The organism is Allochromatium vinosum DSM 180 (assembly GCF_000025485.1).
Taxonomy (GTDB): Bacteria; Pseudomonadota; Gammaproteobacteria; order Chromatiales; family Chromatiaceae; genus Thermochromatium; species Thermochromatium vinosum.
Genome location: NC_013851.1, coordinates 2754814 through 2777296, shown reverse-complemented (window position 1 = coordinate 2777296; position 22483 = coordinate 2754814). Strand labels below are relative to the sequence as shown.

Sequence of the window (22483 nt, the reverse complement as noted above, 5' to 3'; positions counted from 1 at the left end):
ATGGACATCAGACTCACCCAGCTCGCCGCCTGTGCGGGTTGAGCGGCGAAACTCGGCCCCGCCGAGCTGTCGCAGGTTCTGCGCGAACTGCCGCTGACCCAGCATCCGGATGTCATCGTCGGCCTGGAACACCCGGACGACTGCGGCGTCGTGCGCCTGTCGGACGAGCTGGCGGTGGTCAGCACCGTGGATGTCTTCACGCCCGTGGTCGACTCGCCCTTCGATTATGGACGCATCGCGGCGATCAACAGTCTGTCGGATATCTATGCCATGGGCGCGCGCCCGGTCTCGGCGGTCTCGGTCGCGGCCTTTCCGGATACGCGCCTGCCGCTCGCGGTGCTGACCGAGATCCTGCGCGGACTGATCGCCGGGGCGGCGGATTGTGGGGTGCCTGTGGTGGGCGGGCATACGGTGAAGAGTCCCGAGCCGCTGTTCGGGCTGGCCGTGACCGGCATCGCCCATCCGGATCGACTGGTGATCAAGGGCGGCGCGCGGGCAGGGGATGTGCTGGTGCTGACCAAGCCGCTCGGCATCGGGGTGCTGACCACGGCGCTCAAGAACGAACGGCTCGCGCCCGAGGGAGTCGCGCGCGTCACCGAGCTGATGCTGACGCCCAACGACCGCGCGGCGGCAGTCATGGTCCGTCATGGTGTCCACGCGGCCACCGACATCACCGGCTTCGGTCTGCTGGGTCATCTGCTGGAGATGGCGCGCGGGGCGGATCTGAGCGCCGAACTGCACTGGCCGGCCATCCCGATCCTGGACGAGGCCCGGACACTGGCCGAGGCCGGTGTCTTTCCGGGCGGTGCACGCAACAACCTCAAAGCCTGTCTGGAACAGACCCGGATCGATCCGGCGCTCGCCGAATGGCAGTCGCTCCTGCTCGCCGATCCGCAGACCTCGGGTGGTCTGCTGATCGCCTTTCCGCCCGAGCGGCTGGACGCGGCCCTGGCCGAACTCAGCGCTCAGGGCATTGTGGCCCGTCACATCGGGCGGATGCTGGAGCCGGACGAGACGGGGATCAGGGTGATGGTGACGCGCTAGCTTCGACGATCATCCCGGCCCCGACCGTATCGTTGGTGCTCTCGTCGATGAGGATGAAAGCGCCGGTGGCGCGGTTGAGCGCATAGGGATCGGGGCAGATCGGCTGGGCGAGCGACAGGCTGACGCGGGCGATGTCGTTCATGTCGAGCTGGACGGCGGATTCGCGTTCCAGCCGGTTGAGATCCAGCCGATACGCGATGCGCTTGACCCTGGCCCGGACCTCGCGCGTGGTATGGCGCAGCACATAGGTGCGCGCGGGTGAGAGCGGTGTCTCCGCGAGCCAGCAGACATGCGCCTCCAGCTCGCGCACGGTCGGCGGCGCCTCGTCCGGGCGGACCAGCAGATCGCCGCGCGAGATGTCGAGTTCGTCCTCCAGCAGCAGCGTCACCGACTGCTCGTGCATGGCGCTCGGCTGGCTGACGCCGCCGACCTGGATGTCGCGCACCCGGCTACGGCGTCCCGAGGGCAGCACCAGCACCGGATCACCGATGGCGATCTCGCCCGACTCCACCCGCCCCATGTAGCCGCGATAGTCGTGCAGATCGGGATTGGCCGCGTCGCGCGGACGGCGCACGTACTGCACCGGAAAGCGGAAGGACTCGGGACGCTCGGTGTGGGCGGCCGGCGTCGTCTCCAGGAGTTCCAGCAGGGTCGGGCCGTCGTACCAGTCGAGCCGCTCGCCGCGCTCGACCACGTTGTCGCCGTGGAGCGCCGAGAGCGGGATGAACCGCACGTCCTCGATCCCGAGCCGCGCGGCGAAGTCGAGATATTCGGCGCGGATGCGCTCGAACACCGCCTGATCGTAGTCCACCAGATCCATCTTGTTGACAGCCACCACCAGATGCGGGAGGCCGACCAGATGGGCCAGATAGGAATGCCGGCGCGTCTGGGTCTGCACGCCCCGACGCGCGTCGACCAGGATGATCGCCAGATGGGCGGTCGAGGCGGCCGTGACCATGTTGCGCGTGTACTGCTCGTGCCCGGGCGCGTCGGCGATGATGTACTTGCGCGTGCCGGTCGAGAAATAGCGGTAGGCGACATCGATGGTGATGCCCTGTTCGCGCTCGGCCTGGAGTCCGTCGGTCAGGAGCGACAGATCCAGCTCGCTCAGACCCCGGCGCTGCGAGGTCGCGGCGATGGCGTGCAGGGTGTCGGCAAGGATCGCCTTGGTGTCGTAGAGCAGACGCCCGATCAGGGTGCTCTTGCCGTCGTCGACGCTGCCGCAGGTGAGGAACCGCAGCAGGCCATGATCGATGGCGGGGAATTCGTGTAGCGATGACATGGGCCTGTCCTCTCAGAAATAACCGGCTTTCTTGCGGTCCTCCATCGAGGACTCGCTGGCGTGGTCGTCGAGCCGGGTGGCGCCGCGCTCGCTGAGCGTCGTGAGCGCCGTCTCGGCCAGGATGGCGTCGAGTGTGTCGGCTTCGGACTCGACCGGCGCGGTGCAGGTGATGTCGCCGACGGTGCGAAAACGCACCCGCACGTCCTCGACCGTCTCGCCCGGCCGGGCCGGGGTCAGGGGCGTGACCGGGCGCAGCAGGCCGTTGGCGCGCACCACCGGACGGCGATGGGCGAAATAGATCGACGGCAGCTCCAGACCCTCGCGCTGGATGTAGTGCCAGACATCCAGCTCGGTCCAGTCGCTGATCGGGAAGGCGCGGATGTTCTCGCCCGGATGGACGCGGGCGTTGTAGAGGTTCCACAGCTCCGGGCGCTGGTGCTTGGGATCCCACTGCCCGAAGGCGTCGCGAAAGCTCATGATCCGCTCCTTGGCGCGCGCCTTCTCCTCGTCGCGCCGCGCCCCGCCGATGCAGGCGTCGAAACCGAATTCGGCGATCGCCTCCAGCAGCGTCACCGACTGATGCCGGTTGCGCGATTCGTGCGGATGCCTGAGCACCACCGAGCCGCGCGCCATCGAGTCCTCCACCGAGCGCACGATGAGGCGTGCGTCCAGCTCGACGGCGCGCCGGTCGCGGAACGCGATCACCTCGGGATAGTTGTGCCCGGTGTCGATGTGCAGCAGCGGAAAGGGCAGGGCGCCGGGACGAAACGCCTTCTCAGCCAGCCGCAGCAGGCACACCGAATCCTTGCCGCCCGAGAACAGCAGCGCCGGGTTGGCGCACTGGCCGACGACCTCGCGCAGGATGTGGATGGCGTCGGCCTCCAGCCAGTCGAGATGGCTGAGGGTGTCGAGTCGGGTCATGCGGCGCTCCTGTCGCGTTCGATCGCTGGATGGGCGGACGGCTGGCGCGGCGCGAACTCACGCCGGTGTAGTCCGCATTCCTTGGTCTCGGGGTTTTCCCACCACCAGCGCCCGGCGCGCACGTCCTCGCCGACCGTGATGGCGCGGGTGCAGGGGGCGCAGCCGATGCTGGGATAACCCTGGTTGTGCAGCGGGTTGTAGGGCACCCGATGGTGCCGGATGAAGGCCCAGACCTCGTGCTCGCTCCAGTCGGCGAGCGGGTTGATCTTCTCCAGACCGTTGGCGGCATCCCATTCGCGCGCCGGCAGCTCGGCGCGGGTGACGGACTGCTCGGCGCGCAGACCCGTGACCCAGGCCGACTGACCGGCCAGGGCACGCTTCAGGGGTTCGAGCTTGCGCACCCGGCAGCAGGCCTGACGCGCGGGCACCGAGTCGTAGAAACCGTCGAGACCGTAGCGGCTCACATAATCGGCGATGGCGTCCGGGTGCGGCGCGTAGCGCTCGATCCGCGTCCCGTAGTGGCGTTCGACCACCTCGATGAGTTCCAGGGTCTCGGTCGGCAGCCGTCCGGTGTCGAGAGTGAAGATGCGGATCGGCAGGCGTTCGCGCCGGATGATCTCGGTCAGCACCATGTCTTCGGCGCCGAGGCTGGTGGCGAACACGATGGAATCCAGCTCGCGGCAGACCTGGGACAGGAGTTCGATCGCGGCGGCTTCACGGGTCGGCAGGGTGTCGGTCGATAGGGAAGGCTGACGTCGTTCAGTCATGGGGTGTCTCCTGAGGGGCGGCGTCCGCCGCCCTGGTCACGATGGTTCTGAAGGGTTCGGCGCCCAGTCGCTGCACGGCGGCGTCGAAGGTCTCACCCGTCTGCCGGTGTCGGCGATAGAGCGCGATCAGACCTGCGACCGCCTCGGGCACCTCGTCTGCGGCGAACGAGGGGCCGAGCGGCTCGGCCAGCCGTGCTTCGCGGCCCGAGCGCCCGCCGATGAGGATCTGGTAGCGGGATTCGCCCTGCTTGCGCAGCCCCCGGATGCCGATGGCGGCGAGGTTGTGATGGGCGCAGGCGTTCACGCAGCCCGAGATCCGCAGATCGAGCGGGCCGATATCGCGCACGTCATCGGCGTCGGCGAAGCGGGCCTGGATGGCGGCGGCCAGTCCCAGCGAATCGCCGTGCGCCAGATCGCACTCGCGCGCGCCGGGGCAGGCGACCAGATCGGTGAGCAGACCGCGATTGGGACCGTCCAGACCGAAGGCGCGCACGTCCTCCCAGAGGGCGAACAGACGGTCCTCACGCACCTGTGTCAGCACCAGGTTCTGATTGGGCGTCAGACGCACCGCGTCGCGGCTCTCGGTCGCCGCCCAGTCGGCGATCCGCTCCAGCTGTTCCGGACTCAGATTGCCGGGCGCCGTGCCGAGGCGCTTGGTCGAGAGGGTGACGATGGCGTGACCGGCGCGCTTGTGGGGCTGCACGTTCTGATGCCGCCACAGCAGATATTCAGGTGGTTCATTGGGCGCGGGGGCCGGAACCGTCGTTGCGGCGAATACCGTATCGTCCGTTGGGGCTTCGACGAACGGGCGCGCGGCGCGCTCGACCTGGGCTTTGGTCAACGTGGCCGGTCCATCGCGCAGGTGTGCCCATTCGGATTCGACCTGAGCGCGGAACTCGACCAGACCCAGCCGCTGGACCAGATTCTTGAGCCTGGACTTGTAGGGATCGGGCTGCCGCCCGTCGCGCGCATAGACGCGCAGGATCGCCTCGATCCAGGTCAGCAGATGCGGCCAGTGAACGAAGGGCGTCAGCTCCTGGGCCAATCGCGGTCCGCGTCCCAGTCCGCCGCCGACCAGCACCCGGAAGCCCAGCTCACCGCGCGCATCGCGCACCAGTTCCAGCCCCAGATCCTGCGCCGCCAGGGTGACGCGATCGGTGCGCGCCCCGTGGATGCCGATCTTGAACTTGCGCGGCAGTTGGCCCATGAGTGGATGTGTCAGACGCCATTGGTCGAGGATCGCGTGCCAGGGGCGCGGGTCTTCCAGCTCGTCGGCGGCCAGCCCGGCGAGCGGATCGACGACGATGCCGCGAATGCCGTTGCCCGAGGTCAGAAAGCTCGACAGTCCGACCTCGGCCAGCTCGGCGAGGATCTGCGGCACGGCGCCGATCGCCGGGCCGGTGAACTGGATGGTCTGGCGTGTGGTGAGATGCACCTCGCCCAACGCATACTCGCGGGCGATACGCGCCAGCCGACGCAACGGCTCGCTGGAGAGCCGACCCTGGGGCACGGCCACGCGCAGCATGGTGGTCTCGCGCAGTCGGTAGAGTCCGTGCAGCAGGCGCAGTGGGCGGAACGCTTCCTCGCTCAGATCGCCGTTCAGATAGGCCTGGGTCTGATCGCGGAAGCGGGTGATGTGCTCCAGGAGGCGGAGCGGCTCATCGGCGTCGTTCAGGTGCATGGGATACTCGCGATTCGTCTCGGGGATGAGGAATGCGGGCCATGCTAGCGAGCGCCGTTAGGACGCAGAAGGAATTTCGAGTTAGATTGATATGACTTTGGGTTATTTGGAGTTCGAGCGCGATGAATCTGCAACAACTGCGCTATGTCCAGGAGGTCGCGCGTCAGGGACTCAATGTCTCGGCGGCGGCCGAGGCGCTCTTCACCTCCCAGCCGGGCGTTTCCAAGCAGATCCGCCAGCTTGAGGACGAACTCGGGATCGAGATCTTCCGCCGCCAGGGCAAGCGTCTGGTGGCCGTCACCGAGCCGGGGCGCCATGTCCTGGCCATCGCCGCGCGGCTGCTCGGCGAGCTGGACAACCTGCGCCAGATCGGCGCCGAGTTCGGTCAGGAGACGGCGGGCTGTCTGACCATCGCCACCACTCACACCCAGGCGCGCTATGTGCTGCCGCCGGCGATCCGTGACTTCATAGCGCGCTACCCGGATGTCCGGCTGTCGTTGCGTCAGGGCAATCCGACCCAGGTGTGCGATCTGGTGATCGCCGGCGAGGCCGATCTGGTCATCGCCACCGAGGCCGTGGCCGAGGCGCCCGAACTCCTGAGCCTGCCTTGCTATGCCTGGAACCGCTGTGTCATCGCTCCGCTGGGTCATCCGATCCTGGAGAGCGACCCGCTGTCGCTGGAAGCCATCGCCCGCTGGCCGATCGTGACCTATGACGGCGCCTTCACCGGACGCGGGCTGATGAATCGCGCCTTCCATACGCATGGACTGGAGCCGCGCATCGTGCTGACGGCGCTCGATGCCGATGTCATCAAGACTTATGTGCGCATGGGGCTGGGGATCGGACTCATCGCTCAAATGGCCCACGATCCCCAGACCGATGCGGGGCTGGGTGTGGTCGACGCGAGCCATCTGTTCGACGCCAGCGTCACCCACTTGGGAATCCGCCGCAAATCCTGGCTGCGGGGCTATGTCTATGCCTTCATCGAGGGCTTCGCCCCCCACCTGACGCGCCGGGTGATCGAGCGCGCCCTGAGCGAAGGGGGCAGCGACTATGAGATCTGAGCCGATCGCTCCGGCGCCTCGATTCTGTCGATCCCCGGCGCGGCCAGGAATCGTCCGGGGCTCCAGGGATCAGCGTGCCGAGGGACTGTAGATCTGATCGAACACCCCGCCATCGGCGAAGTGCTTCTGCTGCGCGGCCTGCCAGCCGCCGAGATCATCGATCCGCACCAGATCGACCTCGACGAACTGGCCCTTGTGCTGGGCCGCTACCTCGGGGTCGGTCGGGCGATAGAAATGCTTGGCGGCCAGCTCCTGCCCCTCCTTGGTGTAGAGAAATTCCAGATAGGCGGTCGCGACCGCGCGCGTCCCCTTCTTGTCCACCGTGCGATCGACGACCGTGACCGGCGGTTCGGCCAGGATCGACAGCGAGGGCACCACGATCTCGAACTGGTCGGCGCCGAATTCCTTGAGGGCCAGGAAGGCTTCGTTCTCCCAGGACAGAAACACATCGCCGATGCCGCGCTGGGCGAAGGTCGTGGTCGAGCCGCGCGCGCCGGAATCCAGCACCGGGACGTTCTTGTAGAGCCGGGTGATGTAGTCCTTCACCTTGGCTTCGTCGCCGCCGTATTGCTTCTCCGCCCAGGCCCAGCCGGCCAGATAGTTCCAGCGCGCCCCGCCCGAGGTCTTGGGGTTGGGCGTGATGACGGAGACGCCGTCCTGGACCAGATCGCCCCAGTCTTTGATGCCTTTCGGATTGCCCTTGCGCACCAGGAACACGATGGTCGAGGTGTAGGGCGCGCTGTTGAGCGGCAGGCGCGACGGCCAGTCCTTGGCCAGAAGGCCGGTCTCGGCGATGGCGTCGATGTCATAGGCCAGGGCCAGCGTCACGACATCGGCCTCCAGGCCGTCGATCACCGCGCGCGCCTGCTTGCCGGCGCCGCCGTGCGACTGCTGGATCTGGAGCTTCTCGCCGGTCTTGTCCGCCCAATGCCGGATGAAGATCGGGTTGAGTTCCTGATAGAACTCGCGGGTCGGATCATAGGAGACGTTGAGCAGGGTGGTGGCGGCTTGGGTTGGGGCAAGGCTGGAGAGACCCAGCACAGCGCCGGCGAGCAGTGATTTCAGTGGAAGAGGCGACTTCATCATGGATTCCTCGGGGTTGGTGGGCATGGATCGATAGTGGCGGCTATTTGAAAGCCGGCGTCGTCCCACACCAACCAACAAAAATTGCAAAACTTATCTGCGCGCGGCTGGCCGCCGACATGGCGAGATATAGTCATATCGAATAACGAAATAACCTTTCGTTCGTTTTGGTTATTTCGGAGTTGCACTACTCTCCTGGGCCTCATCGTCCGCCACCGAGGCCATCACCATGACACACCGGATGCCGCTACCGTTCGGCGCCGCGCCAGTCTTCACTCCGATCCGCCAGACGCGGGTGCTGCCGGGCTTCCCGCTGGCGCTCGGCTACACCCTGGTCTATCTGTCGCTGATGGTGCTGATTCCGCTGTCGGCGGTCTTCATCAAGAGCGCGAGCCTGTCGTGGCCGGAGTTCTGGGCCGTGGTCTCGGAGCCGCGCGTGGCGGCGACGTACCGACTCTCCTTCGGCGCCGCGCTGCTGGCGGCGGCGATCAACGCCGTCTTCGGACTCATGCTGGCCTGGGCCCTGGTGCGGTACGAGTTTCCGGGCAAGAAGCTGATCGACGCCCTGGTCGATCTGCCCTTCGCCCTGCCGACGGCGGTGGCCGGTATCGCGCTCACGGCGCTCTATGCCGGCAACGGCTGGATCGGCGCGTGGCTGGAGCCGCTCGGGATCAAGGTCGCCTTCACCTCGCTCGGGGTGCTGGTGGCGCTGGTCTTCATCGGCGTGCCCTTCGTGGTGCGCACCGTGCAGCCGATCCTCGAAGACCTGGAGACCGAGCTGGAGGAGGCCGCCGCGAGTCTCGGCGCGAACCGCCGTCAGACCTTCACCCGCGTCCTGCTGCCGGTACTGCTGCCGGCGCTCCTGACCGGATTCGCGCTGGCCTTTGCCCGCGCCGTGGGTGAATACGGCTCGGTCATCTTCATCGCCGGCAACATCCCGATGGTCTCGGAGATCACGCCGCTGATCATCATCACCAAGCTCGAACAGTACGACTATGTCGGCGCGACCGCCGTGGCGGTGGTGATGCTGGTCTTTTCGTTCATCATGCTGCTCGCCATCAATCTGTTGCAGGCGTGGAGCGCCAAGCGCACCGGGAGGAATCGCTGATGGCCGTCGCCGGAGTCCTGCATGGGCGTATCGATGCCTGCCGCTATGAAGCCAATGCCGCGACCTGTGAGTCACCCTGGGTCCGGCGTCTGATCCTCGGTACGGCCCTGAGCTTCTTCGCGCTCTTTCTGCTGATGCCGCTGATCGCGGTCTTCGCCGAGGCGCTGCGCAAAGGCTGGTTCACCTATGTCACCGCGCTCTCCGACCCGGACGCGCTGGCGGCGGTACGCCTGACACTGCTGATCGCGGCGATTGCGGTGCCGCTCAACCTGGTGTTCGGCGTGGCGGCGGCCTGGTCGATCGCCAAGTTCGAGTTTCGCGGCAAACGCTTTCTGACCACGCTCATCGACCTGCCGTTCTCGGTCTCGCCGGTGATTGCGGGTCTGATCTTCGTGTTGCTGTTCGGCGCGCACGGCTGGTTCGGCGCCTGGCTGTTTGAGCACGATATCCAGATCGTCTTTGCCGTGCCCGGACTGGTGCTGGCGACGGTGTTCGTCACCTTTCCCTTCGTCGCCCGCGAGCTGATCCCGCTGATGGAGGCGCAGGGCCGCGAGGAGGAGGAGGCCGCCGTGGTGCTGGGCGCGAACGGGTTCCAGGTCTTCTGGCGCGTCACTCTGCCCAACATCAAGTGGGGTCTGCTCTATGGCGTCATTCTCTGCAACGCGCGGGCGATGGGCGAGTTCGGCGCGGTGAGCGTGGTCTCCGGCCACATCCGTGGCCAGACCAACACCCTGCCGCTGCACGTCGAGATCCTCTACAACGAATATCAGTTTGCCGCCGCCTTCGCCGTGGCCTCGCTGCTGGCGCTGTTGGCGCTCGTCACGCTGGGGCTCAAGTCGCTCGTCGAATGGAAGGCCCGTCAACACGCCCCGGTGGACGCCTGACCCGAACACCGCCATCAGCATTCAGGATTTCAGCATGAGCATCCAGGTCGAACACATCCACAAGACCTTCGGTTCCTTCGTCGCGCTCGACGATGTCTCGCTCGACTTCCCGACCGGCGCCCTGACCGCGCTGCTCGGCCCCTCGGGCTGCGGCAAGACCACGCTGCTGCGGGTCATCGCCGGACTGGAACGCGCCGACGGCGGGCGGGTCGTCCTCGCCGGCGAGGATGCCTCCGACACCCATGTGCGTCAGCGCCGGGTCGGTTTCGTCTTCCAGCACTATGCGCTGTTCCGGCACATGACGGTGTTCGAGAACGTCGCCTTCGGACTGCGGGTCAAGCCCCGACGCGAACGTCCGAAAGAGGCCGAGATCCGTGCGCGGGTGAGGCGTCTGCTCGAACTGGTCCAGCTCGCGCCGCTCGCCGACCGCTTCCCGAGTCAGTTGTCCGGCGGCCAGCGTCAGCGCATCGCGCTTGCGCGCGCCCTGGCGGTTGAACCCAAGGTTCTGCTGCTCGACGAGCCTTTCGGCGCGCTCGACGCTCAGGTGCGCAAGGAACTGCGCCGCTGGCTGCGCCGGCTGCACGACGAGCTGCATATCACCTCGGTCTTCGTCACGCATGACCAGGAAGAGGCGCTGGAAGTGGCCGACCGGGTGGTGCTGATGAATCGCGGTCGGGTCGAGCAGCAGGGCACGCCGATCGAGGTCTACGAACAGCCGGCCACGCCCTTCGTCTATGGCTTCCTCGGAGCCGTCAATACCTTCCACGGCCGCATCGAGGGCGGGAGGCTGCGCGTGGGCGAGGCGACACTTGTACATGAGGCGGCGGCACTGGCACCGGGTGCCGAGGCCATCGCCTTCGCCCGTCCACACGAACTGGAGATCCTCACCGACCCGGACAGTGCCGAGGGCATCGCCGCTACGGTGTCGCGTCTGCTGAACTTCGGCGCCAATGCCACGGTCGAGCTCGACAGTCCGGCGTCGACCGCGGACAGCGGCAGACCGGTGCACTACGAGGTCGTGCTGCCGCGCGATCAGGTGCAGGCGCTCGGACTGGTCGCTGGACAGCGCGTGCGGCTGGTGCCTTCGCGCCTCCGCGTCTTCGAGCACCGAGCGGCCTGAGATGAACCTCCAGCAATTGCGCATCGTGCGCGAGACCGCGCGCCGTCAGTTCAATCTGACCGAAGTGGCCAACGCGCTCTTCACCGCCCAGTCGGGCGTCTCCAAGCATATCAAGGATCTGGAGGACGAACTGGGCGTGGAGCTGTTCGCGCGCCGCGGCAAGCGTCTGCTGGGACTGACCGCGCCCGGACGGGAACTGCTGCCGATTGTCGAGCGTATCCTGCTCGATCTCCAGAACATCAAGCGGCTGGGCGAGCAGTTCGCGCAACAGGACACCGGACATCTGGCCATCGCCACCACCCACACCCAGGCCCGTTATGCCCTGCCGCCGGTGGTGACACGCTTCAAGTCACACTTTCCCAGGGTGCATCTGGAACTGCATCAGTGCGGTCCGGGCGAGATCGTCGAGCGTCTGCGCTCGGGCGAGGCCGACATCGGCATCGCCACCGAGGCGCTGGCCGACGAACCGGATCTGGTGAGCTTTCCCTTCTATGAATGGCGCCATGCGCTGATTGTCCCGGAGGGGCATCCGCTGACGGTGGCCGGTCCGCTGACGCTGGAGACGATCGCCGAGTATCCGCTCATCACCTACCATCCCGGCTACACCGGGCGGGCGCGCATCGACGCTGCCTTCGCGCGCGCCGGACTGGTGCCGGAGATCGTCATGTCGGCGCTCGACGCCGATGTCATCAAAGCCTATGTCGAACTGGGGCTTGGGGTCGGACTCATCGCGGCGATGGCCTGGCACCCCGCCCGCGACGCCGGACTGCGGCTGATCGAACTGCCTGACCTCTTTGAGACCAACACCGCCCGGCTGGGCCTGAGACGCGGGCGCTATCTGCGCGACTATGCCCTGAGCTTCATCCGTGCGTGCGCGCCGGAACTGACGGCGGACCGGATCAGGGAGGCGGTCTTTCCCAAGACGGCGGTCTGACACGGCAGGCTCCAGGGTCTCGATGCTCGGCGAGCAGACGCCGATCGATCGGTTCACCAGCCTGCCTTGAATATCCTTGGACCGGAAACGGCCCGATACGGCATCATTGGTTCAACTGTCCTGTCCCTGAGCACGTCATGCTCGCGCTTCATCCGTCTTGCGACTCATGCCGAACCTGCCGATCCCTGAACGAACGATCAACGACCGCCGCCGTTTCAGCGGCCTAGCGCGACTCTATGGTGAGGAGGGACAGGCCCGGCTGACGGCGGCGCATGTCTGTGTCGTGGGCATCGGCGGTGTGGGTTCCTGGGCGGCCGAGGCGCTGGCGCGCAGTGGGGTCGGCCGTCTCACCCTGATCGACCTGGATCATGTCGCCGAATCCAATATCAATCGCCAGATCCAGGCCACCGACCCCACGCTCGGTCAGGCCAAGGTCGAGGCCATGCGCGCGCGCATCGCCAGCTATGCCCCGGATTGCGACCTGAACCTGATCGAGGATTTCCTGACCCCGGAGAATGCTGCCGAACTCGTCGGCGCCGGTTTCGATCATGTGATCGACGCCATCGATTCGGTGCGCGCCAAGGTAGCCATGATCGCCGTCTGTCATCGGGCCGGCATCCCGCTCGTGACCTGCGGCGCAGCCGGCGGCAAGGCCGATCCGACCCGCATCCGGGTCGACGATCTCGCGCGCACCATCCAGGATCCGCTGCTGTCGCGGGTGCGCGCCCAGTTGCGCAAGTCACACGGCTTCACGCGCGTGCCGAACAAGCGCTTCGGCATCGAGGCGGTCTATTCCGTCGAGCCGTTACGCCAACCGCCGCCCGGGGCAGTCTGCGACCCGAGCCGTCCGGGACCGACCGGACTCAACTGCGCGGGCTTCGGTTCGGTGGTCACAGTCACCGCCAGCCTGGGGCTGTTCGCGGCCGCCCGCGCGCTCGATACCGTGTCGAAGCCGCGCTAGCGATGCGCTAACGCCGAGCCAGACGCGCGCGGATGAGCTTATCGGTCTCGATCGCCAGGAAGCTCGGGAGCAGTGTCGCCAAGATCAATGGCCACCATTCGATCGGGAAGGCCGCGAGCCGGAAGGCGTCGGCCACGGGCGTCACGAAGGTTCCCATCAGATGCAGCAGCACACTCAGACCGATGCCGCCGAGCAGCCAGGGATTGCCGAGCGGGTCGAGCCGGAAGGCCGAGTCGAACAGCGAGCGCGCCGAGATCAGATAGCCGATCTGGGTCATGAGGATCACCCAGAACGCCGCCGTCTGCGCCTGGGTCAACAGCAGCGGATCGACCAGCTCGCCCTCGACCACCGCCGCCGCACCGAAGTGGTGATAGATGAGGAAGCTCGGCACCGCGATCATCAGCCCCATGAGCACCACGCGCTGGAGGAAAAGCGCGTCGATGACGCGCACGCCCGGATCGCGCGGCGGGCGCGACAGCAGGTCCTTCTCCTTCGGCTCCATCATCAGCGGCAGCGTCAGCAGCACCGAGTCGATCAGATTGATCCAGAGAATCTGGATGGGTTCGAGCACGAAGCGCTCGGCGAACACCGGCACGAAGGCGGCCATGAAGATCGCGCCCATGATGAGCAGTGCCTGAGCGGCATTGGTCGGCAGGGTGTAGAGGATGGCTTTCTGGAGGTTGGTCCAGGCATGGCGGCCTTCCTCGACCGCGTTGACGATGGTGGCGAAGTTGTCGTCGGCCAGCACCATGTCGGCGGCCTCGCGCGCGACCTCGGTGCCAGCGATGCCCATGGCCACGCCGATGTCGGCCTGCTTGAGTGCCGGGGCATCGTTGACGCCGTCGCCGGTCATGGCGACCACCAGACCATTGGCTTGGAACGCCTCGGCGATGGATTTCTTGTGCTCGGGAGCCACGCGCGCGAACACTGAGACGGCCTTGACGCACTCGCGCAGTGATTCGGGCGACATCTCGGCGAGCTGCGCGCCCGTGATCACCTGGTCGGCGGTGATGCCGAGTTGCGCCGCCACCGCCTGCGCCGTGTCGGGATGGTCGCCCGTGACCATGACGGTGCGGATTCCGGCACTCTTGCACTTGGCGACCGCTTCGATTGCCGAGGGCTTGGGCGGATCGATCATGCCCTGGAGTCCGGCGAAGGTCAGACCGCTCAGGTCGGCGTGCAGCAGGTCGACATGATCGGCGTCGACTTCCTTGAAAGCGAAACCGAGGGTGCGTAGCGCCTGGCGCGCGAAGCCCTGGGCGGCGCTCAGGTAGGATGCGGCGTCGAGCGAGACCGTCCGGCCGTCGGCGTCCAACTGGGTCGCGCACAGGCCAAGCACGGTCTCGGGTGCGCCCTTGACCGCGATGAAGCGCCGCCCGCCATGCTCAGTCAGCACCGCCATGTATTTGGTGGCCGAGTCGAACGGGATCTCGGCCAGCCGGTGCGCGTCGGCCTTGGTGATACCGGCCTTGGCGGCACTGACCAGCAACGCCAGTTCGGTCGGGTCACCGACACCGCCGCCTTCATCCTTCAGATGGGCGTTGTTGCAGACGGCGCCGACTTCCAGCAGCGCGCGCAGGGCGGGGTGTCCCTCCGCGTCGAGCCGTTCGCCGTCGCGCGCATAGTGTCCGCTCACGTCATAGCCGACGCCCGTGACCTCCAGGGTCTGGGCGCCGCTCTGGACGCGTGTGACTGTCATGCGGTTCTCGGTCAGGGTGCCGGTCTTGTCCGAACAGATGACCGAGGTTGCGCCCAGGGTCTCGGCGGCAGGCAACTTGCGGATGAGCGCCTTGCGCGCGGCCATGAGGGTGCCGGAGACGGCGAGGATGGCCGTCACCAGCGCCGGCAGCATCTCGGGGATGGCGGCCACCACCAGCGACACGGCACCGAGGAAGCTGTAGCCCAGGTCATAGCCGAGATAGAGTCCATAGACGAAGTTGAAGGCGCCGACGGCGAGAATGGCCTTGATGAGCGTATGGACGAACTCGCTCATCTTGCGCTGCAAGGGCGTCTGACCCGCGTCGGCGCTCTTGACCATGTCGGCGATCCGGCCGAAGACGGTGTTGGCGCCGGTTTCGACCACCAGACCGCGCGCCGTGCCCTGGGTCAGATAGGTGCCGGAAAAACCCATGTTGCGCTGGTCGCCCGGAACCAGATTGTCGCCGGCGATGGGCTGGGTGGACTTCTGCACCGGCACCGATTCGCCGGTCAGCGAGGACTCGTCGACATAGGCGCTGCTGGTGTCGATGAAGCGGATGTCGGCCGGGATCTTGTCGCCGCCTTCCAGGATCACCAGATCGCCCGGCACCAGCTCGCGCGAGGGCAGGCGTTGCAGCTCGCCGTCGCGCATCACCAGACACTCGGGCACCATCAGGCTGCGCAGAGCATCGAGCGCGCCCTCGGCCTTGCCCTCCTGCACGAAGCCGAGGATGGCATTGAGCAGCACCACGCCGAGGATGACCAGGGTGTCGGGCAGCATGTGACTGCCGAGCGCGGTCAGCAGACCGGTGATGGCCGCCGTCACCAGCAGGATGACGACCATCGAGTCCTTGAACTGCCGCAGGAAACGCACCCACGCGGGCGTCTTCTTGAAGGCGAGTTCGTTCCAGCCGGCCTCTGGGCGGCGGGCCTCGACCTCGGTGCGCGACAGGCCGCGCTCGTGCGAGGCGTTCAGGGTATCGAGTGCCTCGTCGACACTCAGGCCGTACCAGTTCGGTTTCATCGATTTCTCCGCAAGAAAACCCGTTATCGTCTCCGGGGATGCGACACAGCGCTACAGGGTGCCGACGAGCCGCTGCAAGGTAGGCCAAGCCGTATCCCAAGCGATCCGCTCTTGCTCCAGGCGGACGTTCTGCCCCCATCGCTGCTGTTTGAGTCCCTGGTAGACCTCCCGCTCAGTCTCGTTCAGAAGCGTCAGTTCCGCCGCTGCATGTTGTTCCTTCTCATCCACCCACAAGGCTTTGTGACGGAGCAAGGTGTCTTCGTCCATAAGGACGGACCGCAGGCCTGGAAGATAGGAACGGGCCCGGTGCAAGATCGCAAATCCATGGGTATCCAGATCGCCCCAGTAGATGCACTGGGCGTGGGTGAGCCAAGGCAGTCCGGCCAGCACGTTCACGTTGTAGCCAAGCCGCATGAAGACGACAGCGCCCGGCATGTCGGACATGGCCAATCCGGTTTGAAGGTTCTCGACAATGAACACATGCGAGGCCGGTAAATGGATACGCGCCAGGTCTTCCACCGGCGCGGTGATGTCTCCCATACCGCCGATCCAGGTTCGCAGCCCCTGATCGAGGATCCTCATCCGCACCAGAAGCGGTGGTGCTTTCAGACCGCATCGTTCGTAGAAATCCAGGTCGTTGGCGGCGTCTCCCTGTATCGCGGCCATCAGATCCTTCAGCAGGCCTGTGCGTCCGTCGAGCCATTTGCTGTCCAGACCCGACACGGGCAACTGGCGGGGGTAGAGACCGGAGTTCGGGTGGCTTGCGATCCAGGCCAGCATGTCCGCCATGCGCCGAAAATCGGCGTCGCCGTAGTCGGCGAGAACATCGAAGTATTTCCGCAACGGCCGAGCCAGCAGCGGCCAACGTGCAATGAGTGTCTGATAACGCGATTGAGCCTGCTTCCAGCGAGTGCCTTCACCGATCCACTGAGCCACCTCATCGGGGCCGTTCAGTATCAGCGTGTCGGGCACTCGTTGAACGCCAAGCGTCTTCCAACGCCGCTCGCACCAGGACAGCGCACCTGGTCCATGCCAGTGCTGCCATGCGCTCACCCAGACGCGAACGCCTTCGACTTGCCGCAGAGCGGCCTGCTCCGTGGGTACACCGAGCGCGATTTTCAGTGGCCATTGGTTTTCGCCGGACTCACCGGCCAGCCACGAGCGGTGTTTGCTCTGAAAGCGGCGGGCGAGAAGCTGCCGGACATCTTCAGGAAGCTTCAACGTCGGCCTCCTCTTGGGCGTGCTCAGGCAGTCTCAACCGCTGACGATCATTGTCGTATTCAATCATCAGGACACCCGATACGCGCCGGTCGCTGATATCGATGAAGCACGCGCCTCCGATGAACGGTTCCAGAGTCATGACGGACTTCAGCGGCGTGGCGACGATCATCTGAAATCCGAAATTGGCAAAGATATGCATCGCCAAGGCGGTGAATTCGTTGTCTGCCTTGTCGAACGCCTCGTCGAGCACGACCGGTGCGTACATCGGCACGCCATGATCGTTTCCGCCCAATTGGTAACGCAGGGCGGCGGCCAGACAGGTGGTGGCCAGCTTCTGGCGCTGGCCTCCCGATTTGCCCGCACCGCTGCGGTAGATCTCGACCTCGACGCCGCACTCATCGATTTCCCGCCCGATGAACTCGACATGCTGCCGGACGTCCAGCACGGACTCGCGCCAGCGTCTGTGCTCGGGCTCCTGACTGGCGAGCTGTTCGACAAGTTGGCGCAAGACCGAGAACCGTGCCTCGGCAAACTCGCGGTCCTCACTCCAGGCGTGGCTGAGTGCCCGCTGAATGTTCTGCTGGAATTCCTTGACGTCGGCAAGTTGCCGGTCGCTGGTGTCGATGTGGAGATAGGTGCGTTGGTTGGCGCTCTGATTGAACGGCACTTGGCTGAGACTGTCGTTCACCAGGTCCATTCGTTCAAGGATGGCCTTTCGCTCATCGCGCAAGTAGGAGGCGAGTGCGGCCAGATTCTGGTGGCTCTGGTTCTGCAGCAACTCGAAGAAGCGGTGTTCATGCGCCGGCAGACCATCCGTCTCCAGCCGAACCAGCCGGGCAAAAAAGTCCGGCGCGCTGGAGAGACTCGTATCCATGTCGCCGGCATCCATGGGCCACTGCCGTTTGAAATCGGTAAAGCGCGCTTCGATGATCTTCTCGCAATCGCGGATCGCGTGGTCGATGTCCGTGATCTCTGTGTTGAGCGCTCGCTCGACAGTGGTCGCTACCTTGCCGAGGTTGTTCAGGCTGAGTACATCCGCCTGTTTGTCGAAGCGTTCGTCGAGTCCGGTAATCTGATGCGGAGTCAGTGGAACCCTGGAGGCGTCCTGGAGGAGAGACTCCAGCTCTTGAGTGCTTTCCCGAATTTTTTTCAGAACCGACTCGTGCGTCACCCTGGCGTCTTGGAGGCCTTGTTCGGCTTCCGCAACCCGCTTCTGTTGCTGCTCGATCCGCTCACTAAGGTGCAGCAGGGCTGTATTGCCTTCACGCGCTTCGCGGATCTGCCGCTCGATGGCGGCAATACGGTCCAGCAACGGAACGACGTCGATTTCCTGCCACTGGAGACTCACCAGAGTCTGGCACTGCATGGCTCGGTCCGCACGGTCCTTGTCCTGGGAGGCCAGGGCGTCGATCTCTCTTGCGAGGCGGCTGATCGTGGCTGCCAGTTCCTGAGCCTGTGCCTGAAAGAGCGCGAGCTTCTCGCGGTTGTCGAACCCAAGCACCCAGCTTCGTCGATCACCGACATTTCGACGGTCGTCTTTCTCATGTCGGATTTTGTTGTGCTTGACCTGACCCTCTCGCGTGATGGCCCGATCAGCGGTCCTGAAAGACGTCATTCCGTCGACGCACACATAATCGAAACGCTGTCGCAGCTCAGCCTGTAACCAATCGGAATAGGCCCCTTCCTTGACGTTCAGTTTGAGGACCAGCGAGTTGGGCCCGATGGGTCTGACCTGCCAGGTCTCAGGGCGGCCGGTTCGGTAGTACACCAGGCGCTGCCCAAGATGGGTGTCGTTGATGTGATTGGCCAGCGCGGAATAATGACGCTCGTCCACCAGAAGAGAGAGTGCAAATCCATGCAATACGCGCTCGATGGCGCCGCGCCACTCGGCCTCATCGGCCTTCACCTCGATGAGTTCGCCGACGAAGGGCAGGGCCGACTCTGAGATCCCAATGGCTGCGGCAATATCGCGGCGCATTTCGAGCATATCGGCAGGCACATTCGACGGCTGGCGCTGGAGTGCCTGCACCTCTTTCACCGCTTGCGAAAACGCCGTCTCGGCGTCCTTCTTCCGACCGGCGAGACGAAATTGTTCTTCCCGATTTTCGTTGCTGAACTGCTCCCGGTTTTCGATCTCCTGCCGCGCGTTACCCAATGATTCGGCAAAGGCTTGGGGTGAATCCGGGAGGCTCCAGCCAAGCTTTTTGCAAGCCTCTTCTGCCTGACTGCGTTTGCGAAGGCGGTCCGTACGTTGGGTTTCCAAGCCCGATTTCTCGGACTCCCACTGCTCGATCCGGTCACCACCAGCCTCGCGATGCTGCCTCTCCAGGTCTCGCAACGTCGTTTTATGGTTGTCTAGTGTACTTTTGCACCGGCTGATCTCACCCTCTGTGCCGCCGGCTTGCACCTCCAGAGATGCCACCTGCTGCTTCAGTAGTTCAATGCGGCGGGTTTCCCGGTAGCCATCCACCCCCAGCCGAAGTTCCTCCAGTCCATTGCGCCGTGATAACAGCGACTCGCGATGTTGATCCTGCTCTCGCGCAGGCAGCAGGGTTTCCACCTGCTCGCGCGCCGTCACGACCGCTTGGTGCGCCGCGTTGAGTTCGTCGAATTCGCTGACCAAGCGATTCGCCACCTCAAAGGTTTCGGGCTTGTCGAGCATGAAGTCGCGCAGGAAGGTATTGAGGTCGCCCAGATTCTTGGCCGACTGGGTCTTGTGCAGCAAGCGCAGCGCCATCTCGCTCTCGATGCCGAGCAAGCGACTGAATCGCTCGCAATACGGGCGGAACTCGTCGCGGGCGAAGGCATTCGGGAACGATTGCTTGAGCTTGCGAACGTCAAAGTTGGATTGTCCGAAGTCCTCCAGTTCGCGCAGATCGAAAGGCCGCTCCAGGATGAGGTAGTGGCGTTTGACATCGGCACTGCCATTGGCGCTGCCTCGCAGCCAGAACACCCGGACCAGCACCACGGTCTGACCCAATGTGTTCTGGTATGTCAGCGCCAAGGCTGACCATGTGGTCCCTGGGCGCAGATAACGGGTGGCGATTTCACCCGACTCGCCATCCTTCTGCTCGGCCCATGCGCCGCGGACGTAGGTGACGAGATTCCGATCGCGGCCGCTGCGATCGGCCTCGCGAGCGGCGGCATTGAAGTCGATCCACTGAGGCGGCACCAGCAGGGCCGAAATGGCATCGAGCAGAGTCGATTTACCCGCTCCGGATCGGCCTACGAACAGAAAGCCGCGCTCGCTGATCGGGATGTCATGCAGGCCAGAGAATGTTCCCCAGTTGAAAACCTGCAAGCGAGCCATCCGGAATTGTTCCCGGGCGAACAAGGAGGCGGTTTGTGGTTCCAGGATCATGGGTCGGCCTCTTCATCATCAGATTCGGTCCGAGTCACAGGCGCCGGCGTCTCATCGGCGGCCATGCGTTGATACAGGTGCGTCAGGGCTTGTATTTCCTCGGCCGAGAAGAGGAGCTTCAGTGTCGGCGAGATCTCGAATCGATCCTCACTGGAACGAATTTTCTGGAGGATGCTGTGCTTCTTGATCTTCTCGATGGAGGCATGGATCCGTTTCACGAACCCGGCGCGGTCGGTGTTGGACGCTCGCTCATAGAGGTTGAGGAACTCCATGATCTCATCCGTCGACACCACGGCGCGGTCGCCCCGCGAATCTGCCTGGGTCAAGCGTTGGCGAAGATGGAGCAGCAGAATAGAGTCGATGAAGGTCAACTGGGCGCGACGCAGCAGGGTCGGAACCTCCAGTTCACCGGTATCCGCCTGACGGGTGAAGGCGACTTGCATGTCCCGGTCGATGACCAGCTCCAGGAACAGTTCGGCGAGGCGGCGACGTATCGGCACTTCGTCTCTGATCAGGATCGGCCAGAGTTTGGGGTGTCGGTATCCATCGAGTGACGGCCCCGCCAGGAGCTGTACCAGGGCGCGCCGGGTGTCCAGGGGCAATTCGCCGCTATCGCCTATGAACAGCGTGTTGGCGGAGGCCGGCACTGCATCCGGCGCTCGTTCTTCGTCCGGCAACGCCGCTTCGTCAATCTCAGACCAGCTCATTGGCCCGCTCCCTCAAAAACAAGATCTTTGGAATTCGGGCGCTACGACTCTGGTCGTCGCCTCCAATCCAGCCCACGGTTTCGCTGTGATCGGACCGGAAACCATGCCGACTGCCTAACGCCAGAAGGCCGACCACGCTGCCGAGTCCCTGTGCGGCGGGGAACCGCTCCAGAACGTCGGCAATGGAAGCCTGGGATCGGTGTTCCAGGACGGCCAGCACGTTGGCCTTCAGCGTGCGGAAATCGATCTCGGATTGAGCGATCAGTTCGCCGACAGACTCCAGGTCGATGGGCAGCGCGTCCCCTTCGGCCATCTGACCAGGCAAGGCTTGTAGGGAGGGATCGTACAGCACCCACTGGGATAGGGAGCGCAAACGGCTGCTTGAGAGTTCGAGCGTGTACTGGAGGGTTTCCGTGGCCCTGACCTCATCCTTCAGGGCGAGGGCGGCACGCTGGGCATCCTTCAAAAGGTGATTGAGTCGGCGCTGCTCAAGGTACTCACGACTCTGAACGAAATGCTTCAGGCTGCGAGCGAAAGTCTGGAGCACCTCATGAACCATTCCGCCTTGCTCAAGAAGGGTTCGCGTCAGCCGGAGAAGGAAGCGTCGCTCCTTGGCGTCGAGTTGAGTCACGAATTCCCGCGACAGCACGCTATCAAGGGCCTGGTCGAGGGTGGCCGCCTGTTCCGGGTCCGTTAGCAAGCGCCAGAAAGCGGAAAAGGTGCGCCCCGCTTCGCTCTCTGAAATCAGGTCGATTCCGGCAAACAGCGAATCCAGCACCTCGCCCCGATTGCCATCATTGTCCATGAGGCGCTCACGGAGATCTCGATTCAGTTGCTCGAACTGATTACGCACGCGCCGGAAGTCGCCCGCAAGATCGTCGGCCAGCGTGATGATCTCCCGCGTGCGTTCCAGCGCCGCTGCATGAGGAAGCACGCGCATCTGCCCCTTCTGGATGGCGTCTATCTCCTTGTCGATACGCGCCTGCTCGGCCATGAGCCGATCGATGCGGCGGAACTTGTCGGTGTCGGTGTCCTCGGCAAGCCGGGTCAGCGCTTCGATGACGAGTGTCAGACGGCTCTCGGTCGCAGCGGAGTGGGGCTGCGTCAGCCCAGAGACAAAGCGAATAGCCTCGATGGCTGCCGTGGAGAGTTCATATTCCTCCTCGGAAGCGCCGGCCGGAAAGCGGCGCTCCAGATAGCCATCGGCGAGCCAGTTGGCGACATAGGCCTGGGCGGTTTGGGGGAAATCCTCACCTTGAGCGCGAAGCACTTCCAAACTCCTCCCGATCCGCTCATGAAAAGTGGAGGCGGGAAGGCTTTGCTCGCTCTCATAGAGATGGATTTGAAGCAGGCCAATGACAGTGGGGCCGTTGTCCGAGGCCAGCAGACGCCACAGGGGCTGAGTCCGCATGCGTCGGTAGGTCGCGATAGCCTTGTCTGCTTTCATCGTGCCTCGATCCCCAAAAACTCACTTTCCATGGTCTGTGCTGGGGCACGGGGTAACTCCATGCAGTAGCGGATCGCTTGCCGCCAATGTTGCCCCAGTTTGGATGATGTCGATGGACGGACATGCCCGCATGAGGAGCGTATAGGCATGAAAAACCCGCACTTAAGCGGGTTTGT

General features: G+C 64.8%; 17 protein-coding genes. 7 read left to right on the top strand and 10 right to left on the bottom strand.

The features are described 5' to 3' along the window. Entirely contained in the window at positions 1-1044 is a 1044-nt protein-coding gene (gene selD / locus ALVIN_RS12235) for a selenide, water dikinase SelD (RefSeq protein WP_407637039.1), read from the top strand. Here the strand turns inward: selD and cysN are convergent. From cysN to ALVIN_RS12215, 4 genes are read right to left on the bottom strand one after another with little or no spacing between them, the layout of a single operon-like run. Further along, positions 1022-2326 (bottom strand): sulfate adenylyltransferase subunit CysN, encoded by a 1305-nt coding sequence (gene cysN / locus ALVIN_RS12230; RefSeq protein ID WP_012971631.1) that lies wholly within the window; start codon positions 2324-2326, stop codon positions 1022-1024. The genes selD and cysN overlap by 23 nt on opposite strands. Before the next feature lie 12 nt (positions 2327-2338). Further along, entirely contained in the window at positions 2339-3247 is a 909-nt protein-coding gene (gene cysD / locus ALVIN_RS12225) for a sulfate adenylyltransferase subunit CysD (RefSeq protein WP_012971630.1), read from the bottom strand. Beyond that, a complete protein-coding gene (locus ALVIN_RS12220; RefSeq protein ID WP_012971629.1) occupies positions 3244-4014 on the bottom strand; it encodes a phosphoadenylyl-sulfate reductase in 771 nt (256 codons plus the stop codon). The genes cysD and ALVIN_RS12220 overlap by 4 nt, the downstream gene beginning before the upstream one ends. Further along, positions 4007-5695, bottom strand: a complete 1689-nt coding sequence (locus tag ALVIN_RS12215) for a nitrite/sulfite reductase (protein ID WP_012971628.1) — start codon at positions 5693-5695, stop codon at positions 4007-4009. The genes ALVIN_RS12220 and ALVIN_RS12215 overlap by 8 nt, the downstream gene beginning before the upstream one ends. A 122-nt stretch (positions 5696-5817) precedes the next feature. Here ALVIN_RS12215 and ALVIN_RS12210 point away from each other — a divergent pair, with 122 nt between their 5' ends. After that, on the top strand, positions 5818-6759 hold the full coding sequence (locus ALVIN_RS12210; RefSeq protein ID WP_012971627.1) for a CysB family HTH-type transcriptional regulator: 942 nt from the start codon (positions 5818-5820) through the stop codon (positions 6757-6759). A gap of 69 nt (positions 6760-6828) precedes the next feature. On the opposite strand, the gene ALVIN_RS12205 is transcribed toward ALVIN_RS12210, so the two are convergent. Continuing rightward, complete coding sequence (locus ALVIN_RS12205) at positions 6829-7845, bottom strand: sulfate ABC transporter substrate-binding protein (RefSeq protein ID WP_012971626.1); 1017 nt, start codon at positions 7843-7845, stop codon at positions 6829-6831. Positions 7846-8071: 226 nt separating this feature from the next. Between ALVIN_RS12205 and cysT the strand changes: the two genes are divergently transcribed. The 5 genes from cysT (at position 8072) to ALVIN_RS12180 (ending at position 12849) form a co-directional block, all read left to right on the top strand. Then, a complete protein-coding gene (cysT, locus tag ALVIN_RS12200) occupies positions 8072-8950 on the top strand; it encodes a sulfate ABC transporter permease subunit CysT (RefSeq protein ID WP_012971625.1) in 879 nt (292 codons plus the stop codon). Beyond that, positions 8950-9834, top strand: a complete 885-nt coding sequence (cysW, locus tag ALVIN_RS12195; protein ID WP_012971624.1) for a sulfate ABC transporter permease subunit CysW — start codon at positions 8950-8952, stop codon at positions 9832-9834. The genes cysT and cysW overlap by 1 nt, the downstream gene beginning before the upstream one ends. A gap of 34 nt (positions 9835-9868) precedes the next feature. Further along, positions 9869-10954 (top strand): sulfate/molybdate ABC transporter ATP-binding protein, encoded by a 1086-nt coding sequence (locus ALVIN_RS12190; RefSeq protein WP_012971623.1) that lies wholly within the window; start codon positions 9869-9871, stop codon positions 10952-10954. Position 10955: 1 nt separating this feature from the next. Further along, positions 10956-11888: a CysB family HTH-type transcriptional regulator gene (locus ALVIN_RS12185; protein ID WP_012971622.1), complete on the top strand. Its 933-nt coding sequence runs from the start codon at positions 10956-10958 to the stop codon at positions 11886-11888. Between the two features lie 166 nt (positions 11889-12054). Continuing rightward, positions 12055-12849 (top strand): tRNA threonylcarbamoyladenosine dehydratase, encoded by a 795-nt coding sequence (locus ALVIN_RS12180; RefSeq protein ID WP_012971621.1) that lies wholly within the window; start codon positions 12055-12057, stop codon positions 12847-12849. Between the two features lie 7 nt (positions 12850-12856). Here the strand turns inward: ALVIN_RS12180 and ALVIN_RS12175 are convergent, their stop codons facing one another. The 5 genes from ALVIN_RS12175 to ALVIN_RS12155 are packed head-to-tail and all read right to left on the bottom strand — an operon-like array spanning position 12857 to position 22307. Beyond that, positions 12857-15571, bottom strand: coding sequence for a cation-translocating P-type ATPase (locus tag ALVIN_RS12175; protein ID WP_012971620.1), 2715 nt, complete (start codon positions 15569-15571; stop codon positions 12857-12859). Between the two features lie 51 nt (positions 15572-15622). Next, a complete protein-coding gene (locus tag ALVIN_RS12170; RefSeq protein ID WP_012971619.1) occupies positions 15623-16792 on the bottom strand; it encodes a DUF3322 domain-containing protein in 1170 nt (389 codons plus the stop codon). Then, a complete protein-coding gene (locus tag ALVIN_RS12165) occupies positions 16779-20153 on the bottom strand; it encodes an ATP-binding protein (RefSeq protein WP_012971618.1) in 3375 nt (1124 codons plus the stop codon). The genes ALVIN_RS12170 and ALVIN_RS12165 overlap by 14 nt, the downstream gene beginning before the upstream one ends. Then, the gene (locus tag ALVIN_RS12160; RefSeq protein WP_012971617.1) at positions 20150-20860 is read right to left on the bottom strand and encodes a DUF4194 domain-containing protein; all 711 of its coding nucleotides are present in this window, start codon (positions 20858-20860) and stop codon (positions 20150-20152) included. Before ALVIN_RS12160 ends, ALVIN_RS12165 begins: the two co-directional genes overlap by 4 nt. After that, positions 20847-22307, bottom strand: a complete 1461-nt coding sequence (locus tag ALVIN_RS12155; RefSeq protein ID WP_012971616.1) for a DUF3375 domain-containing protein — start codon at positions 22305-22307, stop codon at positions 20847-20849. Before ALVIN_RS12155 ends, ALVIN_RS12160 begins: the two co-directional genes overlap by 14 nt. Positions 22308-22483 lie beyond the last annotated feature (176 nt).

Bases quoted from the DNA above. Each gene is read 5' to 3' on its own strand.
- ALVIN_RS12205 (WP_012971626.1), bottom strand. From the start codon at position 7,845: ATGATGAAGTCGCCTCTTCCACTGAAATCACTGCTCGCCGGCGCTGTG.
- ALVIN_RS12210 (WP_012971627.1), top strand. From the start codon at position 5,818: ATGAATCTGCAACAACTGCGCTATGTCCAGGAGGTCGCGCGTCAGGGA.
- ALVIN_RS12185 (WP_012971622.1), top strand. From the start codon at position 10,956: ATGAACCTCCAGCAATTGCGCATCGTGCGCGAGACCGCGCGCCGTCAG.
- cysW (WP_012971624.1), top strand. From the start codon at position 8,950: ATGGCCGTCGCCGGAGTCCTGCATGGGCGTATCGATGCCTGCCGCTAT.
- ALVIN_RS12160 (WP_012971617.1), bottom strand. From the start codon at position 20,860: ATGAGCTGGTCTGAGATTGACGAAGCGGCGTTGCCGGACGAAGAACGA.
- ALVIN_RS12220 (WP_012971629.1), bottom strand. From the start codon at position 4,014: ATGACTGAACGACGTCAGCCTTCCCTATCGACCGACACCCTGCCGACC.
- ALVIN_RS12155 (WP_012971616.1), bottom strand. From the start codon at position 22,307: ATGAAAGCAGACAAGGCTATCGCGACCTACCGACGCATGCGGACTCAG.
- ALVIN_RS12165 (WP_012971618.1), bottom strand. From the start codon at position 20,153: ATGATCCTGGAACCACAAACCGCCTCCTTGTTCGCCCGGGAACAATTC.
- ALVIN_RS12175 (WP_012971620.1), bottom strand. From the start codon at position 15,571: ATGAAACCGAACTGGTACGGCCTGAGTGTCGACGAGGCACTCGATACC.
- ALVIN_RS12190 (WP_012971623.1), top strand. From the start codon at position 9,869: ATGAGCATCCAGGTCGAACACATCCACAAGACCTTCGGTTCCTTCGTC.
- cysD (WP_012971630.1), bottom strand. From the start codon at position 3,247: ATGACCCGACTCGACACCCTCAGCCATCTCGACTGGCTGGAGGCCGAC.
- ALVIN_RS12180 (WP_012971621.1), top strand. From the start codon at position 12,055: ATGCCGAACCTGCCGATCCCTGAACGAACGATCAACGACCGCCGCCGT.
- ALVIN_RS12215 (WP_012971628.1), bottom strand. From the start codon at position 5,695: ATGCACCTGAACGACGCCGATGAGCCGCTCCGCCTCCTGGAGCACATC.
- cysT (WP_012971625.1), top strand. From the start codon at position 8,072: ATGACACACCGGATGCCGCTACCGTTCGGCGCCGCGCCAGTCTTCACT.
- cysN (WP_012971631.1), bottom strand. From the start codon at position 2,326: ATGTCATCGCTACACGAATTCCCCGCCATCGATCATGGCCTGCTGCGG.